This is a genomic window from Litorilinea aerophila, from assembly GCF_006569185.2.
GTDB classification, from domain to species: Bacteria; Chloroflexota; Anaerolineae; order Caldilineales; family Caldilineaceae; genus Litorilinea; species Litorilinea aerophila.
The window spans coordinates 13,239-30,828 of sequence record NZ_VIGC02000041.1 but is presented as its reverse complement, the minus strand read 5'-3'; the positions used below and the strand labels follow the sequence as shown (position 1 = coordinate 30,828).

Here is a 17,590-nt window from a genome sequence, read left to right as displayed (position 1 = left end):
CCCTGGCAACCAACCTCGCCCTCAACAAGGTGGCCCGGCATAGACGGTGCCGTGCACCAGGGGAAGGTACAGGCGCGCGGTGCCGGGAAAGGGCAGCGTGGTGGTGATGGGCGGCCGGCTAAAGTAGACGGCCATCGGCTCGCTCCAGGGGCCTGGGTAGCGATGGTTGGGCCAGGCTCCCTCGGGGGGCGCCGGCGGCTGCTCGGCCCGGGCGCGCACTCGAAACTCGTAGGTGGTGTTCAGGCAGGCGGCGGTAAAGATGGCGCTCCCGGCGCCCTCCGCGCCCACGATCCAGTCGTACCACGCTTCCTCCCCCTGGACCCGCACTTGCAGGTCAAAGAAGAGGCGGTAGGTCCCGCCGGGAATGGCGGCGATGTCGTCGGAGAGCGCGCCGTCCCAGCGAACCTCCAGGCTCCGGTTGCCCACCACCATCGGTGGCAACGGTGCCAGGGTGGCCGTGGGCGCCTCCACCAGGCTGATGGCGTCCATGAAGCCGTGGTTGCCGTGCCACTGGAAGGGGCTGGAGAGGCGGGCGAAGACAGTGAGGGTCATGGCCTGGGCCACGGCCACGGTGCGAAGGTTGCTCCAGCCGATGCGCCGGTTCTCCTCATCCACAAAGTTGCGGCGGTCGCTGGACCAGACCAGGGTGGACGCCAGGGGATCCACGCCGCCGGCCGGATCCAGGCCCAGCAACTTGTCCATGTAGTAGCCGTCGGGGCAGTCGCTGGGCACGGCGCTGCCGCCACAGAGGCTGAGAAACCAGCCGCTGAGGCTGTAGGCCGTGCCCGACACCACAGGCACCTGTTGGTAGAGGGCCACGTCGAAGGGCTTGCCAGGCGTGGGCGGCGTCTCCAGGTCCTGGGCCCGCACCACCACGCTATCCCGGCCTTCGATGCGCTCCACGTGCACCCGCTCCGACTGGCAGCCGGCGGCAGGGTCGGCCCGGCCCTCGAAGAAGAGGCGGGCACTGTGGACCAGGGGCGCTCCCTGGAGGAAGATGGCGTTCCAGCCATCGGGGATGTACACCGTCTCCCCGACGGGATTGGTGGACGGGTGGAAGCCCACGTCACACTCGAAGCCGGGGTTGACCAGCGCCGGAGCTCCCGTCAATTCGGCCGGCTCGTCGGTATCGGCCGCCAGGGCCGCAAACGGCCAGCCCAGAAACAACACCACAAGGGCCGGCGCCAGGCGCAGCAACAGACGGACAAAGCGTAGCCGGTTGTCCGAGCCTGATGGCCATCGACACCCATCCATCCTGTTTCTACCCCTCCTCCTGCGTCCCGGTGTCGGGCTCCCGGGGCAGCAGCCAGGCCACCATGCCAAAGAGGCCGCAGCGGCCCCGCTCAGCCCGGTGGCTGAAGAAGTCGTCGGTGTGGGTGGCCGTGTCTATGCCGCTGACCTCGATGTGCTCCGGACGGACGCCCGCGGCCACCAGCTGCCCCACGTTGGCCTGCCACAGGTCAAAGTGGGGCCGGGCCTCCTCCTCTCCCTGGCCGTTGGATGGGTAGTGGAAGTAGCGGGAGGCGCCAGGCAGACGGGCCAGGGCCATCTCCAGCACTTCCGGCCCCACCTGGTAGCTGGCCGGGCCGATGCTGGGACCAATGCCCACCCGGACGCAGGCAGGATCCACGCCGTAGGCCGCCTGCATGGCCCACAGGGTGGCCACGGCCGCGCCATTCACCGTGCCCCGCCAGCCGGCGTGACAGAGGCCCAGCACATGCCGCCGGGGCTCGTAGAACACCAGGGGCACGCAGTCGGCAAAGGTAAGGAAGAGGGGCAGCCCTGCCGCATCGGTGATCAGGGCGTCGACCCCGGCCTGCCAGCTGCCCGCGTCGGACCAGTCCACCTTGGCCACGCCGGTGCCGTGGACCTGACGGGCCGCCACCATCGCCTGGGGGTCGAAGCCCAGGGCTGCAGCCAGGCGACGCCGGTTCTGGGCGACCCGCTCCGGGCTGTCCCCCCGGGAGACGCTGAAGTTCAGGCTGGACCAGGGGGGCGGGCTCACACCGCCGTGGCGGGTGGTGACGTGGGCCTGGACCGGATAGTCGGCCAGGCCCTCGAAGGTCCAGGTAATTACGCCATTGCCGTGAACGATTCGCTGCATGTTGGATGAGTCCGAAGTCCTGAGTCCGGAGTCCACAGCCCAGACTTCGGACTCCGGACTTTGAACCATCTCGTCTACTCGCCCCGCACAGGGAAGAGGTAGTAGTCGCCGGCCCGCACTTCCAGTTCACCGTTGGTGGATCCCCAGGGCGGCGGCGCGTCCAGGGTGTAGGTATAGCGGCCCGGCGGGAAGCACTTCTCCACCTCCGCCTGGGGGCCCAGCTTGAAAGTCTGGTTCCAGCTGCCGCCCTGGCCGGTGAAGGTGATGGTCAGCTCCGCGCCCAGGTGATTCTGGAAGAGGTAGCACCCCTGCTGGCTGTTGGCCGGCGCGGGCTGTTGGGCAGAGCCGGCCGCCGGGGCCGCGGGTGAGCTCTGGCGGGGAGGGGGCGGCGGTTCCACCGCCGGAATCTGGGCACAGGGCACGCTGAGGCTCACGTACTGGGGATTGCCCGACACCCAGCCGTCCAGTCCATCCGGGGTGGTCACGAAGAGCCAGGCGCATTCGTTGACCTGCCCGGCCACCTGCAACTCGGTGCCGTCGCGTACAGCGCCCACCCGGCTGTAGTTGGTGCCCGGCCCGTTGCGCACGTTGAGGGCATTGACGATGACCGTGGCCACGGGCGGTTCGGGGCCTCGCCCCACGTTCCCCGGCGACAGCGACTGGAGAATGCGCTCAAACGCCGGCAGATCGGTTTCATCGGGCAGGTTGATGAGCAGGAGCAGCAGGAGGTCGCCGTCGGCCACCGGGTTCACGGCCAGGACGACGAAGGTCCCACCGCTGCCGCCGCAGTCGAGCCAGACGTCGTAGACGCCGCTGATGACCGCATCGGCATATTCGTACCGGTCATCGGCCGTACACTCATCCGAAAAGTCGAAGAGGTCCAGCACTTCGGCCGGGGTCATCAAGGACGCCAGGAGCTGGGAGGCGCCGATGAGGACACCGGGCGTGTCCCAGCCGTTGATGAAGGCGTCCAGGTCGGGTGCGGCCGTCAACATGCGGCCCACCACCTCATTTTCCAGGATCCAGTCCTCGTTGCCCACGTCCGCCCAACTTTCGGGGACATCCACCGCCACCAGTCCTTCAGCGTCGGCGACGGTGGTGTAGGCAATGGGCTGGCTGGCCTGCTGGCTCTCCTGGATGATGGGCGCGGTGACCGGGGTGGAGACGAAGAAGCTGCGGGCCAGCACATCGAAGGCCTCCACGTCGGCCTCGCTGGTACCCAGGAAGTAGATGAGCACTGCGTGATCCCGGGGCTCCGACACGGCAGAGAGTACCAGGTAGATGTTCTCCTCGTCCCCACAGTTGTGCCAGATGTCGTAGGCGCCCTGATAGCTGACGCCGAAGATGGTGTGGCTGTGCTGAGCCCGGTCGTCGTACTGGCAGATGTCGGAAAAGTCGGAGGCGTCCAGGCCATCCACCGGGTCGAAATCATCCGCCAGCTCCAGGACGGTGTAGATGAAGACGCCGGGGATGGACCAACTGTCGTTGAATGCGGCCAGGTCGGTGGAGGCGCTGAACTGGCGGCCGATGGATTCGCCGTCGATGAGCCACTCGTCACTGAAGTGGTCGGACCAGGCGGCAGGCAACAACGCGGAGATGGTCTCGTCCTCCACGGCCACGTAGTCGTACTGGAGGCCGGTGGTGTCCGGGGGCTCGTCACCGCTGGCTGGTTCCGTCGCCGCGGCTGTTTCCACCTGGGCGCCAGGCGGGGTGACCACCAGGGTGTTGAAGACCCGGTCCACCACATCCAGGTCGGCATCGCTCGCCACGTAAATCTCAACGCGCACCAGGAACTCGCCGCCAGGAGGTGCCAGCGCCGCCACCAGCGCGGCCGTCTGGGCTTCCGCACAGCTCACCCAGACATCGAAGGCGCCGGAGAGGTTCCCCACCGAGAGGGGAGAACGCTCTTTGTAGGTACAGTCGCTGGAGAGATCCAGGACGTCCAACAGGTCGTCGGTGGTCATCTCCTGGGCCAGCACTTCGGAGTAGCGCAGGAGCAGGCCCGGCACGCCCCAATCGTCGGCAAAGGCGTCCAGGTCCGGCGAGGCAAAGAGGCTGATGCCGATGATCTCATCCCCGGCCTGCCAGGGGGTATCGGTCACGTCCACCCAGGTGGTGGGCACCTCCACGGAGAAAATACCCTGCTCGTCGGTGATGGTCATGTACTCGTCGTATGCGGGCGGGGCCGGCTCCTGGGCCGTTCCGGGCGTACCCGCTTCCGCCTGTGTCTGCCCTTGCTGCTCGAACTGGCTGGCAAAGGAAAGCTTGGGCTCCAGGGGACGGCCGTTGAGCTGGCCCTGGAGGATCTCCTGGGTGCTCAGGCGCAACACCTCCAACGAAAGGACATCCTCCGGGCTGTGGCTGCGCAGGATGTCGCAGTAGGTGGACATGGTGCCGTCGGTGGCCAGGCTGACCCCTTCCATGGTCAGGATGACGTCGCCAGGCTGGAGGCCCACCCGGTCGGCTGGCGAGCCGGACTTCACCGAAGCCACCCAGATGCCGAACAGGTCCTGGCCATCGGTGACCGCCTCGCCGTTGATGCCGATGGAGTCCACGTCGTGGCCTTCCCGCAGCAGGGCGATCAGGGGCAAGGCCTCGTCTCGAGAAATGGCGAAGAACTGGTCGGCTTCATTGCGGCGGTAGTTGACGCCCACCACCCGCCCCTGGGCATCCAGCAAGGGGCCGCCAGAGTTGCCAGGGTTGAGGCTGGCATCGTGCTGGAGGACCTGGTCCACCGAGGCCCAGCTGGTTTCGCCGCTGGCCCGGGCCTTGGAGATGATGCCCCGGGTGAGGGTGTACTCGGGGTCACCCAGGGGGAAGCCGGCGGCGTAGACGTCCAGTCCCACCCGGATGGGGCCTTCGTACCACTGGAGGTAGGGGAAGCCTTCGCCCTGGATGTCGATGACGGCCAGGTCGGCACATTCAGAGACGCCCAGCACCCGGGCGTTGAGGGGCCTGTCGTAGCCATCCACGTAGACCTTGAAGAGGGCGCCGCCGGTCACCACGTGGTTGTTGGTGACGGCGATGCCGGTCTCGTCGATGATGAAGCCGGAGCCCCTGCCGGCCGCGTTGGCCACCAGCCCTTCGGCGGGATCCATGAAGGTGCCCACCGCTTCGATCTGGATGACCGCCTGACGGGCATCTTCCAGGTTGTCGATGGGACCCTGGGTGCTGGCCTGGGCAGCCAGGGGAACCCGGGCGGGCGGCTCGGCCGGCTGGTGGCTGTCCGCCTGGACAGGCGGAGCGAGGCTGAAACCGGCCAGGATTCCGATCAGGGCCAGCCAGAGACGGAAGGTACGCAGACGTGAACTTGTTGCCATGGGTTCCTCCTTTGTGGATGGCGAGGGGTCGGCAGGCCCCGACTTCAATTTTCGATTTTGGTTGGCATCAGGCGGTGAGCTCAATGGGGGCCACCTGCCTGTGCCGTTCCTGTTTCAGGCGGGTCCAGGGCTGCCAGTCTTGGGCTCGCCAGGGGCCACCCCGGGCCGCGGGGACGGGGCGGTTCTCATTGGCACCATAGCGGAAGGCCCAGTCCGGATCGCAGGCGCCACAGCTCAGGCACCCCGCGCTATCCGGGGGACAGCTCAGGCCGGTGGCGTTGCGGGCAGCCAGCTTCAGCTCGTAGTGGAAATAATTTTCGCTGACGCCGCTCTGCACAATGTCCCAGGGGAGGGGGGACCCCACCGGCCACGGCCCCAGGTAGTGTTCCGGGTCCAGCCCCTGTTCGGCCATGGTCTGGAAAAAGCGGCGCACGCTGAGCCCGCCCGAGGGGATGGCCAGCAACACCTGGGCCAGGCTCCGATCCCCCCGGCTCAGGATGGCCTGGACCGCGGCCCAGTCGGGCGAGTCGGCCCGGACGTCGATCCCGTGGCGGGCCAGCGCCCGGTAGATGGTCTTCTGGCGGCGACGGATCAGGTCGGCAGGGGCCATTCCCTCCCACTGGAAGGGGGTATGGGCCTTGGGCACAAAGGGCGTGGCGTTGATGGCGATGCGCCGTTTGAAGCGCCGCCGGGCCTCCAGGGTGAAGTCGATGAGGGCCTGGATGTCGTCCTCTGTCTCGGTGGGATGGCCGACCATGAAGTAGAGCTTGAGTTGGGGGAAATTCAGCTCCTGGGCCAGGGAGATGGCCTCCATCATCTGGGCTTCGGTCTGGGTCTTGTTGATGACGTTGCGCAGGCGCTGGCTGCCGGCCTCGGGCGCGACGGTCAGGGTCTGGGCGCCGGTGGCCGCCATGGCCCGAATGAGGGGCACGCTGATGGGATCCATGCGCATGGAGCTGGCGCTGATGCTGGCGCCCATCTCCTGGAGGGCCACGGCCAGTTCGTCGATCTGGGTGTGGTCGCTCACGGCCGCGCTGACCAGGCCGATCTTGGTATGGCCGGCGGCGATGGCCCGCTCCGCGGAGGCCAGCAGCCGGTCCAGGGGCTGTTCCCGGGCGGGTCGGTAGACGTAACCGGCCAGGCAGAAGCGGCAGCCCCGTCCACAGCCCCGGGCGATCTCCATCAGGTGCATGTTGCTAAATTCGGTGTCGGGGGTGTAGAGGGTACTGGCGGTGTCGTACTGGTCCAAACGCCGCACCCACAGCCGCTCCACCTGGCGAAAATCGGGATGGTTGCGGTTGGAGGGGCGCAGGCTGGGCACATACCAGCCAGGGGTCTGGTCCAGGGTCTTGAGCAGGGCCGCCGGATCGTCGAGCCCCTCCCGGCAAAGGTCGATCAGGTGCGGAACGGCTTCCTCACCTTCGCCGATGAGAATGGCATCGAAGAAGGGAGCCATGGGCTCCGGGTTCATGGTGACGCCGGGGCCGCCGGCGATGAGGAGGGGCCAGGGCCGCCCGTTCCACTGGCGGGAGCCCTGACGGTCTGCGGCCAGGGGTGGAATGTTGGCCTGGCGCAAGAGATCCACCACGTTGAAATAGTCCATCTCCCAGGAGATGGTGAAGGCCCACACGTCAAAATCTTCGGCTGGCCGCCCGGTTTCCAGGGAATGGAGGGGTTGCCCGGCCTCGGCGGCACCCTTCTCCCAGAAAATGCGCTCACACACCACCTGGGGATGCTGGTTGAACATCCGGTAGAGGAGCTGCAGGGCCAGGCTGCTCATGCCCACGTAGTAGGTGTTGGGCATGGTGAGGGCGACGGCCAGCTTGCCGCCCCAATCTTTGACGATGGTGCCCTCTTCCACCAAGGGCATCCTGGAGTCGACGGCACGCTGGGTGCTGTGACGCACACGATGGCGACGGGTCTTGGGCATGGGTATTGATCTATCTTTCCCGATTCAGATCCCGCGTCGAGATCTGCTACACAGGACCCCATACGCCTGCGGCTACAGTCTGGCGTAAATACCACGGCAGAAATTCGACAGCATTACCTCTGGGGGAAACGATCGACGAATTGCTACCGGGATTTACTACGCCATACGCAACACGTGGTGCGCAGAGTGCTTTCAACGTACACACCACGCACCACGTTCAGGCCCATGGGGGGCTGCTATCAATCCGGTCAACAATCAGCGGCGATGAGCAGGCCGGGCATTTATCCCACCGGCTGACATCGCCGTCATCAATAGTATACCATGGTCGCACCGACCTGGATCAAATTGGGATAGAACGACGGTTCCAGCCTGACACTGCTCGGCATCAATGCTCGACGCCCCGGTTCTGTTCGGCCAGCTTGGCCTGGACAGAAGCTTCCAGCGCGCGGTCGATGCGCTGTCGGATCTCCATCGGGTCGGCGCCGGTGGCCAGGGCCATCTCCTGGATCAACATCTCCCTGCCCTGGGCCAGCAGGTCGGAATCCGCGGTATTCAGGCGCTTTTCTTCGCCCCGCCAGTTGAGTTCCCGCACCGCCTCGGCAATCTTGGTGGGCTGCCCCGAGTGGATCAGGTTCTCGATCAATTTGCGGCGTTCCTTGAAATTGCTGGGCAGAGGCTTGGGTAGCTTGCGCAATGTATCCAGCACATCCTGACATTTGGAGCGGGACATCACCTTGCGCAGGCCCACTTCATCGGTCCGGCGAAAGGGGACGTGCACGGTAAGCCGTTTGCCATCAAAACGAATCACGTAATAGCGGCGGAACCCTTCCACCAGCTCCTGGTTCTGGACGTCGATCACCGTGCCCGCGCCGTGGGACGGGTGGACAATATTCTGGCCGACTGCAAATTGCATAAATTACCTCCCCTTGCCATGAAATGCCAAATGCCTCTGACCTATTATATCATAACCAACGGATTATGTCACATCCGCCAAAATTGGCAACAAAATGCGCCATTCCGGGCGTCATCCACCCCGGTCAGGCACAAGGATTTTCGGCAAATCGGGGATGTGCCCAGGGTCACAGCCAGCCGCGTAGCCGGTACACCAGAATCCCGATGTACTCCTTCAACACCCGGGTGGAGAGCTCCAGGTTGTCGGCCGCGGGCACCAGGTTCAGGAGCTGGACCTGCCAGTCTCCACGGCGGAGGTAGGCCATCTCGGCCTGGGTGACCATGAAGTCGGTCGGGGCGGGGATGACCTCGAAGCCCAGCTTGCGAAAGATGAGGACAGACCGGGGCATGTGCATGGCCGAGGTAACCAGGATGATGCGACGGATGCCCATGGGCTCCAGCATGGCCTGGACCCGCAGCCCGTTTTCGTAGGTGTTACGGCTCTCTGCCTCCAGCCAGATGGCTTCGTCCGGCACGCCCAGCAGCAGAAGGCTCTCCCGCATGCTCTGGGCTTCAGGCGTGGTGGAGCCCAGCCACTCGATGTATCCCCCACTGACCAGAACGGCCGGGGCCTTCCCCTGGTGGTAGAGCCAGGCGCCGTAGAGGAGGCGGTCGCCACCCTCGTTGACCTCCGTCAGGGGCCGGGGATCTTCGTGCGGCCTGGTGGCGCCACCCAAAATGACGATCACCTCCGCCTCCGGGATCTCCCCTTCGGGCAGGTACTGCCATTCCAGGCTGCTGGCCAGCCCCTTGGCCACCCACCGGTTGCCGAAGACCAGGAGGGTGAGGAGGGCCAGGCTGACGCCGGCGCTCTGCCAGCCGGGCCGCCGATGCAGCAGCAAGCCCAAGGCCAGAAAGAGACAGGCCAGGCCCAAGGGATAGATGAAGAGCGGCAGTAACTTGAACAGGAAGAGGAACATGGCATTCAATCCAGGTGGCGAGCGATGAAGCGTCCCTGGCCCGGCTGTCCCACGTAGGCTTCATCCTCCACGATCACCTGGCCCCGCAGCAGGACCGTCCGAGGCCAACCCTGGACGGTGATATCCTGGTACGGCGTCCAGTCCGCAGCTTCGTGAAGGCTGTCCACGCCCAGGGTTTTCTCCCGCTCTGGGTCAAAGATGACCACATCCGCATCGTAGCCCGGCGCCAGCACTCCCTTGCCGGGCAGCCCCATCAGGTGGGCCGGGTTGGTACAGCAGAGGGCCACCCAGCGGGAGAGGGAAAGACGTCCTTCGGCCACGCCGAAGTGGTGAATCAGGGAGAGGCGGGCCTCGATACCGGGCAGGCCGCCCGGGATCTGGGTGAAATCCGGCTGGGTCTTCTCGGCCCGGGTCCAGGGGCAATGGTCTGTGCTCACCACGTCCAGGTCCCCGTCCGCGAGGGCCTGCCAGAGGGCATCCTGGTCCTCGTGGCTGCGCAGGGGTGGCGCGCACACGAAGAGATGGCCCTCGGGCCCATCCAGGTGTTCCTCTGCGCTGAGCAGCAGGTAGTGGGGGCAGCTCTCCCCGTAAATCTCCACGCCCCGCAGCCGGGCGGCCACAATCTCGGCCACCGCCTCCGCGCAGCCCACGTGGAAGACATAGAGGGGACAGTGGGCCTGGTAGGCCAGCTCCGCGGCCCGGTGCACCGCCGTGGCCTCCAGGCGGGCGGGCCGGGTATGGGCATGCCAGATGGGAGAGGTGTGCCCTTCGGCCAGGGCCTGGGCCCGCAAAAAGTCCAGCACGGGGCCCGTCTCGCTGTGGAGAACAACGCCGCCGCCGGCCTGGGCCACAGCCAACAGCGCCCGCAACAGGGAGACGTCATCCAGCATCATGCCGGCGTAGGCCTGATAGAGCTTGAAGGTGGCACAGCCGGCTTCCACCGCTGCGGGTACCTGGGCCAGCCGCTCCTCGGCCGCGGCGTGCCAGGTGGGGATGGTCATGTGCAGGCCGTAGTCCACCGCGACCTCCGCAGCCTCGGCCTGCCGCCGGGTCAGAGCCTCCAACATGGGCTGCTCCGGCTGGGGAGTCACGAAGTCGATGACGGTGGTGGTGCCTCCACACGCGGCGGCCACGGTGCCGGTGAGGAAGGAGTCGGTGCTGACCCGGCCGGCCAGGGGCATCTGCAGGTGCACATGGGGATCCACCCCGCCCGGGATCACGTAGCAGCCGGCAGCGTCGATGGTCCGGCGGCCGGACAAGTCCAGGCCGATGGCGGCAATGGTCTCCCCCTGGATGGCCAGGTCGGCTTCCACAGCGCCGTCGCCGTTGACGATCAGGCCGCCCTGGATGACGATGTCGTAGGTCATGGGATCCCCCCTTTTCAGGCCGGAGGCGTCAGGACCCGGAGCAGGGTGGCGTCGGTGTCGGCCTGGACGCGAAACTCGCCCAGCCGGGCCGGCAACAGGGTCCACGCCACGGCGGAGAGGGTCAGGGGTTCTCCCTCCCAATGCACCGTGGCCTTGCCCTGGGTCACGCCCCAAATTTCAAAGGTGGTGCCGTCGCAGTGGCCGGCAAAGGTGGCACCCTGGGGCAGGTGGAGCCGCTCGGTGTGAAAGTAGCGGCAGTGGCCGATGACTTCCTGTTGCAGGCCATTCGACGCCAACACCGTGGGCACCACCGGGCCCGGTTCCACCAGGCTGAAATCCAACACCTCCAGGGCCTGCCGAATGTGGAGGGGGCGATCCCGCCCCCAGTCGTAGATGCGGTAGGTGGTGTCGCTGTTCTGCTGGATCTCCGCCACGATGAGGCCGGGACCCAGGGCGTGGATGGCGCCGGCCGGCACGAAGATGACATCTCCCGGCTGGACTTTCACACGGTGGAGAAAAGCCTCGCAATTGCCATCCGCCACAGCCTGGGCAAAGCGCTCCCGATCCACCCCGGCTTTGAAGCCGTAGATGAGCTCTGCATCCGGCGCCGCGTCCAACACCACCCACATCTCGGTCTTGCCGGGCTCCCCTTCGTGGGCCAGGCCATAATCGTCGTCTGGATGCACCTGCACCGAGAGCCAGCGGTTGGCATCCAACAACTTGATGAGCAGCGGGAAGCGTCCCTGGGCCAGCGCGGCGCGGTTGCGGCTGCCCACCAATGCTTCGCCCAGGCGCTCCTGCACCGCGGGCAAGGTCAGGCCGGCCAGGGGGCCCCGGTTGACGGTGCTGGAGCCGTTGGGGTGGGCGGCGATCTCCCAGCTTTCGGCCACAATGCCATCCGGCAGTTGACGGCCCAGGCGGGTGGCCAGGTTTCGGCCGCCCCAGGGATAATCTTTGAAGACCGGATCGAAGGTCAAGGGATAGATGGATTGCGACGATAGACTCATCCGTTTCCTCCGTTGGGTCGGGGATGGAGATGTGAGTGGTGCCTGGGGTGCTACACCCGTGGATGGGTAGACGCTAGCCGGCGGCGCCAGGCCCGCCACGCCACCCGCAGCCACCTGACCAGGCTATTCTGGCGACGCGGTGGCGGGGGCTCCGGTTCCGGGAAGGGAGGCAGGTCCAGCATCTTGCGCCAGGCGTAGATGCCGATCAGCTTGAGGGAGGCTGTCACCGGTGCGGCCAGCACCGCGCCCAGCAGGCCGGCCAGAGATGTGCCCATGAGCACGCTGATCATGACTACCAGGGGGTGCAGGTCCAGGGCGTCCCCCACGATGCGGGGGACCAGCACGTTGTTTTCCACCTGTTGGATCACGATCATCACGCCCAAAACCAGGAGGCCGTAGTAGACCGGCGAAAGGCCCAGGTAGTTGTCCCCCTGGAAAAGGGCGACCAACACCGCCACCACGGCGCTGGTCACCGGCCCGATCACGGGCAGAAATTCCAACAGGCCGGCCAACACTCCCAGGCCCAGGGCGTAGCTCACCCCCAGGAGGCCCAGGCTTACGCTCACCACGATGCCGATCACCAGGGCCAGCAGCACCTGACCCCGCAGGTAGGCATCCCAGATGCGCCCAATCTCCCGCATGAGCCGTTCCACGTCGTGACGGTAGCCCGGCTGCTGGGCGATCTCACTGATGGCCGCAGCAAAGCGGGGCGCATCGTTGGAGATGTAGATGGAGAGGATAAAGACCAGGAAACCGACCCCCACCGTGTTGACCGTGGCCTGCACGGCCTGGGCCATGAGCAGCCCGCCCCGGCTCACCACCGACTGAATGGCGGACCGGGCCTGGTTGGCCAGCTCCGCCCAGTCCAGGCCGGGCAGTACCGTGTCCAGGCTCCACTGGTATGGGCCAATGGTGATGGTGCGGCTGCTCCACTCCTGCAACATAGCCTGGCCCTGGTCCACCAGGCGCGGGATCAGCTCGGGCAGGACGCGGCTGAGCTTCACCACCTGATCCACCACCACAAAGCCCAACAGCACGCCCCCACCGATCCAGAACAGGAGCAGGGCACCGTAGACCAGGAAGACGCTCTGCCCCCGGGACAGGCGGGTGTGGGAGGTCAGCCAGGTGATGAGGGGGTTGAGGAGATAGGCCAGGATGGCCGCCATGATCAACGGCGGCAGCAGGGACTGAAAACGCCAGATGATCAGCGCCAGCAAGATCAGGGCCACGCTGGCCACAATGGCTTTGGTGGTGGTGCTCCAGGGAGGCGACTGGGAAGGCTGCTCGGCCATGGGGATCGCTTCAGAGTTTTTCCAGGCCGGCCAGGGAAGCCAGCAATTTCTTGACGCCGATCCCCGGGAAGGCCACGGTGACCTCTTCATCGTCGCCCACCCGGGTGCTTTCAATCACCGTGCCCACGCCAAAGCGGGCATGGCGCACGCTGTCCCGCCGTTTGAATTGGGTCTCGGCTTCCGCTGACCGGGCGGAAGGGCGTTGGATGCGGGGGGCAGGGCCCGAAGGGCCGGGAGACCAGTAGGTGGCCGCGGCCGCTTCTCGCCGCCGACCATCGCCCGGGGCACGCTGCCCTCTGGCAGCACCCGCGCGCGGTTGACGTTCGGGCCCGGCATCCCACCGGGTTGCCCGCTCGTAGGCGGCAGCACGGCGGCTCTGCCGGTCCACCATGCCCCGAAGCAGGTGGGGGGGAATCTCCTGCAGAAAGCGGCTGGGGGTCTGGACTTCGCTGCCGCCCCACAGGCTGCGGCGGAAGGCGTGGACCAGGTAGAGCCGGCGCTTGGCCCGGGTGATGCCCACGTAGCAGAGGCGGCGCTCTTCGTCCATATCCTCGGGGTCCTCGCTTTCCAGGCTGCGGCTGTGGGGCAGGATGCCATCCTCCATGCCCACGATGAAGACCACCGGGAACTCCAGCCCTTTGGCCGTGTGGAGGGTCATCAGGGTAACCGCACCGCCGGGGCTGCCGTCATCGGCCGCGTCCAGTTGATCCTGGTCGCTGACCAGGCTGATCTCTTCCAGGAAGAGGGACAGGGGAGTGGTCTCGGGCGGGATACCGTCGGCAGTGACCATGCCCTGGGTGTAGTGCACAGCCACGCTCCGCAGCTCCTGGAGGTTGGCAAAGCGCTCCTCGCCCTCGTCGGTGCCATCCCGCAGCGCGGCCACGTATCCCGATTCCTGGAGCACCGCGTCCAGGAGCTCGGCCACGCTGGCATAGTGGCCCTGCTGGTTGCGCCGGATCCACCCTTCCAGCAGGCTGGCAAATTCCACCAGGGCATTCTCGGCCCGTTTGCCCAGGGGAGGGGCCTTGTAGGCCACGCGGGGCAAGGCGATCCCCATCACCCGGGAGACATACTCGGGCCCGTGGTGGAGGATCTGGAGGGCCACATATTCGCTCACGCCCAGGTCTGCGGCCCAGTCCTTGAGCGCGGCGTAGGTCTTGACGCCGATGCCCCGGGGCGGCTCGTTGATGACCCGGTCCAGGGAGACGGTGTCGGCAGGGTTGTGGACCAGGCGCAGGTAGGCCAGGGCGTCCTTGATCTCCTTCCGTTCGTAGAAGCGGGTGGCGCCGATGAGCCGGTACTTGAGCTGCCGGCCCACGAAGGCTTCCTCCAGGGCGCGGCTCTGGGCGTTGGTCCGATACATGACCGCGATGTCCCCCAGCTCGAAGGCCCGCACGCCAGGAGGGCCCGCCACCAGACGCTCGATCTCGTCGCAGACGTAGGCCGCCTCTTCCACCTCGTTGTAGGCTTCGTAGACGGTCACGGCCACGCCCTGGCCGTTCTCGGTGAAGAGCTGTTTGGGGGTGCGGTTGCGGTTGTGGGCGATGACCGCGTTGGCCACATCCAGGATGGTCTGGGTGCTGCGGTAGTTCTGCTCCAGCATCACCACCCGGGCTTCGGGGTAATCCTCCCGGAAGCGCATGACGTTGCGGTAATCGGCCCCCCGGAAGCGGTAGATGGACTGATCCTCGTCGCCGACGACGAAGAGGTTCCGCTTTCCCTCCGGTTCGTTCACCAGCAGCCGCAAGAGCTCATACTGGGCCGTGTTGGTGTCCTGGAATTCGTCCACCAGCAGATACTGCCACTTGCGCTGGTACTTGATGCGCAGATCCTCCCGGCTGCGCAGGAGGAGGACGACCTTCATGAGCAGGTCGTCGAAGTCCATGGCGTTGTTGAGCTGGAGGGCCTCCTGGTAACGGGTGTAGACCCGGCCGGCGATCTCTTCGAAGTAGCTGGCCGTTTGCAACCCGTCAGGGGTGATCAGCTCGTTCTTTTGGCGGCTGATGAAGACGCGGATGGCCTGGGGGCTGTAGCGCTTTTCGTCCAGGTTCATCTCCCGCAGCACGGCCCGCACCAGGGCGAGCTGATCCGCGCTGTCGTAGATGAGCCAGTTGCGCTGATAGCCGATGGCCTCGGTCTCCACCCGCAACACCCGCGCGCAGATGCTGTGGAAGGTGCCGATGGTGAGGCCGCCCAGGCGGGAAGGGCCGCCGGGCAGGGGTGGCCCGAACTTCTCTGCCAGGAGCGCCTCCACCCGTTCCCGCATCTCCCGCGCGGCTTTGTTGGTGAAGGTCACCGCCAGGATGTTCCAGGGCGCGATGCCTGCCTCTTCCAGCAGGTAGGCGATGCGCCGGGTGAGGACCCGGGTCTTGCCGGAGCCAGGCCCGGCCAGCACCAGGACAGGGCCATGTACGGTCCGCACCGCTTCAGCCTGCTGGGGATTCAGATCGGTCAGGATGTCTACCATGATGGTTCGTTTCTGGCAACAGTATGCTGGTGCGTAGGGACGACGTCGGCCGCCTATTTGTCGCCTATTCGTCGCCGTGCAACAGGCGCAGATAACTCTCGTAGCGCTCCCGTCGAATCTTGCCCGCCTCCACCGCGGCCCGGACCGCACAGCCCGGCTCGTGGTCGTGGGTGCAGTTGGGATAGCGACAATCGTTGACGAAAGGCTTGATATCCACAAAATAGAAACCCAGATCGGCCGGGTCGATCTCGTAGAGGCCCAGTTCCCGGATGCCAGGCGTATCAGCCACAAAGGTCCGTCGGCCGAAGGGCAGATGAAAGAGCTGGGCGGCCCGGGTGGTGTGGCGGCCCTTGTCCAGAAAGTCCCGCAGGTCGCCGGTCCGCAAATTCAGGTCCGGGTGGATGGCGTTGAGCAGGCTGCTCTTGCCCACGCCGCTGGGACCGGTCACCACCGTGATGCGGTCCAGGAGCAGGTCCCGGAGCTCGTCGATGCCGGCCCGGGTGACGGCGCTGGCGTAGATGACCCGGTAGCCGATCTCTTCGTAGGGCTGGAAGAGGGACCGGGCCTGCGCTTCGCCGGTGAGATCGATCTTGTTGGCGCAGATGATGGCGGGCAGCTCGTTGGCCTCCGCGATGACCAGGAAGCGATCCAGCATGCGCAGGTGGGGCTCGGGCTGGGCCACGGCGAAGACCACCAGGGCCTGATCCGGGTTGGCCAGGATCACGTCCTCGGCGGGGACCGTGGTGCCGGGCTGTTGGCGGCTGAGGACGCTGTGGCGCTCTTCGATGCGCTCGATCCAGCCCCGGCCCTTGCCGTGGGGCATCACCCACACCCGGTCGCCCACGGCCACCAGGGTATCCCGCCCCTTCTCCAGCAGGAGCCGCCCCCGCACTTCACAGAGCAATACTGTGTCGCCGGCCCTGCCATCCTGGGTTCCGCTCTGGGCTGCCTCGTCCGGGGCGTCCAGCAGCACGTCGTAGTGGTGGCCCCGGGCACGAATCACAATGCCCGGCAGCAGGTTCGCGGATGCCTTCTTGGGCTTGGGCTTACGCCCCCGCCGCGGCTCCTCCGCCAGGGACTCAAACTCGGCCTCGAACTCTTCGTATTCGTAGGTTGGCTCGTACTTCCGTCTGGCCAAATCACCATCCTCCCAAGGGAGATTCCAGTCTCCACAGCCCACAGGCTGCCGTCCGTCCACTGCAGGGCAGCCTGCCACAGGCAGTGTATCAGGAGGGCCTATCCCTGTCAATGCTTTCTGGCTGGCCATCCAGCTGGCAACAGGGAAAGGAAGTGTGCCTGCCACAGAGGGTCGGCAATGAACCTTGCCAGGCCAGGCCAAAGTCGGCCAGCAGCGCCACCAGGTCGGCCAGGGGCAGTCCGATGACGCCAGAGACGCAGCCCTCCACCCGGGATGCCGGGGCAAAGGTGGGGTGCTGGATGGCATAGGCCCCGGCCTTGTCCAGGGGATCGCCGCTGGCCACATAGGCCCGGATCTCCGCGTCGCTGTAATGGCGCATGTGGACGGTGGTGGAGTTGACCCGGGTCCGCTGCTGGCCGTCGTCCAGGCGCAGGACGCTGACTCCGCTGTGGACCTGATGGGGCCGGCCCCGCAGGGTTCGCAACATGCGGGTTGCGTCCGCCTCGTCCTCGGGCTTCCCCAACAGGACATCGCCCAGGGCCACCACCGTGTCCGCGGCTACCACCAGGGTCGCGGCGTTGGGCTGGGGGCGGCCCATCTCCCGGCATTGGCGAGCCACCGCCTGGGCCTTGGCTTCGGCCAGACGCCGGGCCAGCTCCACGGGCGCTTCGCCGGGCAGGGGCGTCTCGTCGATGTCCGCCGCCAAGACAGTAAACTGGAACCCCAGCTCGGCCAGAAACTGGCGGCGTCTGGGGCTGGCGGAGGCCAGGATCAACTGGATGTCGGTTTCATTGGTTTCGTTCGTCAAGGCGTGACCATCCTGTTGCCGAAAGTTCCGTCTCCACGAAAAGCGGGCCATCGCCCGTCTGAGAGGGCAATGGCCAGGGGCCATTGTAGGGCGAATCCAGGCCAGGGTCCAAATGCAGGGAGAAACGGAATTGCCCCTGGCCATGAAGAGGTTGCGGCGCGAAAAGGCCGCCAGGGTGGAGTTACCCGCCCCGACGGCCTTTTACCATCCATGGATGAAATCCTGCCCCAGGTTGACGATGGGCCTGACCGGGCAATTCAGGTGCAAAGCCCTGCCCCCTCCCAGC

The 17,590-nt window shown here is 66.3% G+C and carries 12 protein-coding genes; all 12 read right to left on the bottom strand.

Annotation, left to right across the window (positions count from 1 at the left end; genetic code table 11):
• Positions 1–21: 21 nt before the first annotated feature.
• The 12 genes from FKZ61_RS21740 to FKZ61_RS21685 all read right to left on the bottom strand — a co-directional run bounded on the left by FKZ61_RS21740 (position 22) and on the right by FKZ61_RS21685 (position 17,304).
• Positions 22–1,254 carry a hypothetical protein gene (locus FKZ61_RS21740; RefSeq protein ID WP_141612249.1) on the bottom strand — a complete coding sequence of 411 codons (1,233 nt, stop codon included), beginning with the start codon at positions 1,252–1,254 and terminating at the stop codon, positions 22–24.
• 7 nt (positions 1,255–1,261) lie between these two features.
• The gene (locus tag FKZ61_RS21735) at positions 1,262–2,104 is read right to left on the bottom strand and encodes a polyphenol oxidase family protein (protein WP_170200141.1); all 843 of its coding nucleotides are present in this window, start codon (positions 2,102–2,104) and stop codon (positions 1,262–1,264) included.
• A gap of 74 nt (positions 2,105–2,178) precedes the next feature.
• Positions 2,179–5,424, bottom strand: a complete 3,246-nt coding sequence (locus FKZ61_RS21730; RefSeq protein ID WP_141612247.1) for a trypsin-like peptidase domain-containing protein — start codon at positions 5,422–5,424, stop codon at positions 2,179–2,181.
• Between the two features lie 67 nt (positions 5,425–5,491).
• Positions 5,492–7,285, bottom strand: coding sequence for a radical SAM protein (locus FKZ61_RS21725; RefSeq protein ID WP_229964349.1), 1,794 nt, complete (start codon positions 7,283–7,285; stop codon positions 5,492–5,494).
• A 454-nt stretch (positions 7,286–7,739) separates the two neighbouring features.
• On the bottom strand, positions 7,740–8,267 hold the full coding sequence (locus tag FKZ61_RS21720) for a CarD family transcriptional regulator (RefSeq protein WP_141612245.1): 528 nt from the start codon (positions 8,265–8,267) through the stop codon (positions 7,740–7,742).
• 166 nt (positions 8,268–8,433) lie between these two features.
• On the bottom strand, positions 8,434–9,225 hold the full coding sequence (locus FKZ61_RS21715; RefSeq protein ID WP_141612244.1) for a YdcF family protein: 792 nt from the start codon (positions 9,223–9,225) through the stop codon (positions 8,434–8,436).
• Between the two features lie 5 nt (positions 9,226–9,230).
• On the bottom strand, positions 9,231–10,592 hold the full coding sequence (hydA, locus tag FKZ61_RS21710; RefSeq protein ID WP_141612243.1) for a dihydropyrimidinase: 1,362 nt from the start codon (positions 10,590–10,592) through the stop codon (positions 9,231–9,233).
• 14 nt (positions 10,593–10,606) lie between these two features.
• Entirely contained in the window at positions 10,607–11,599 is a 993-nt protein-coding gene (locus FKZ61_RS21705; protein ID WP_141612242.1) for a type I phosphomannose isomerase catalytic subunit, read from the bottom strand.
• A 50-nt stretch (positions 11,600–11,649) separates the two neighbouring features.
• The gene (locus tag FKZ61_RS21700) at positions 11,650–12,891 is read right to left on the bottom strand and encodes an AI-2E family transporter (protein WP_170200139.1); all 1,242 of its coding nucleotides are present in this window, start codon (positions 12,889–12,891) and stop codon (positions 11,650–11,652) included.
• A 10-nt stretch (positions 12,892–12,901) separates the two neighbouring features.
• The gene (locus FKZ61_RS21695) at positions 12,902–15,358 is read right to left on the bottom strand and encodes an ATP-dependent helicase (RefSeq protein ID WP_141612240.1); all 2,457 of its coding nucleotides are present in this window, start codon (positions 15,356–15,358) and stop codon (positions 12,902–12,904) included.
• Between the two features lie 64 nt (positions 15,359–15,422).
• On the bottom strand, positions 15,423–16,496 hold the full coding sequence (gene rsgA, locus FKZ61_RS21690) for a ribosome small subunit-dependent GTPase A (protein ID WP_211358683.1): 1,074 nt from the start codon (positions 16,494–16,496) through the stop codon (positions 15,423–15,425).
• Between the two features lie 88 nt (positions 16,497–16,584).
• The gene (locus FKZ61_RS21685) at positions 16,585–17,304 is read right to left on the bottom strand and encodes a Maf family protein (protein WP_211358682.1); all 720 of its coding nucleotides are present in this window, start codon (positions 17,302–17,304) and stop codon (positions 16,585–16,587) included.
• Positions 17,305–17,590: the final 286 nt, after the last annotated feature.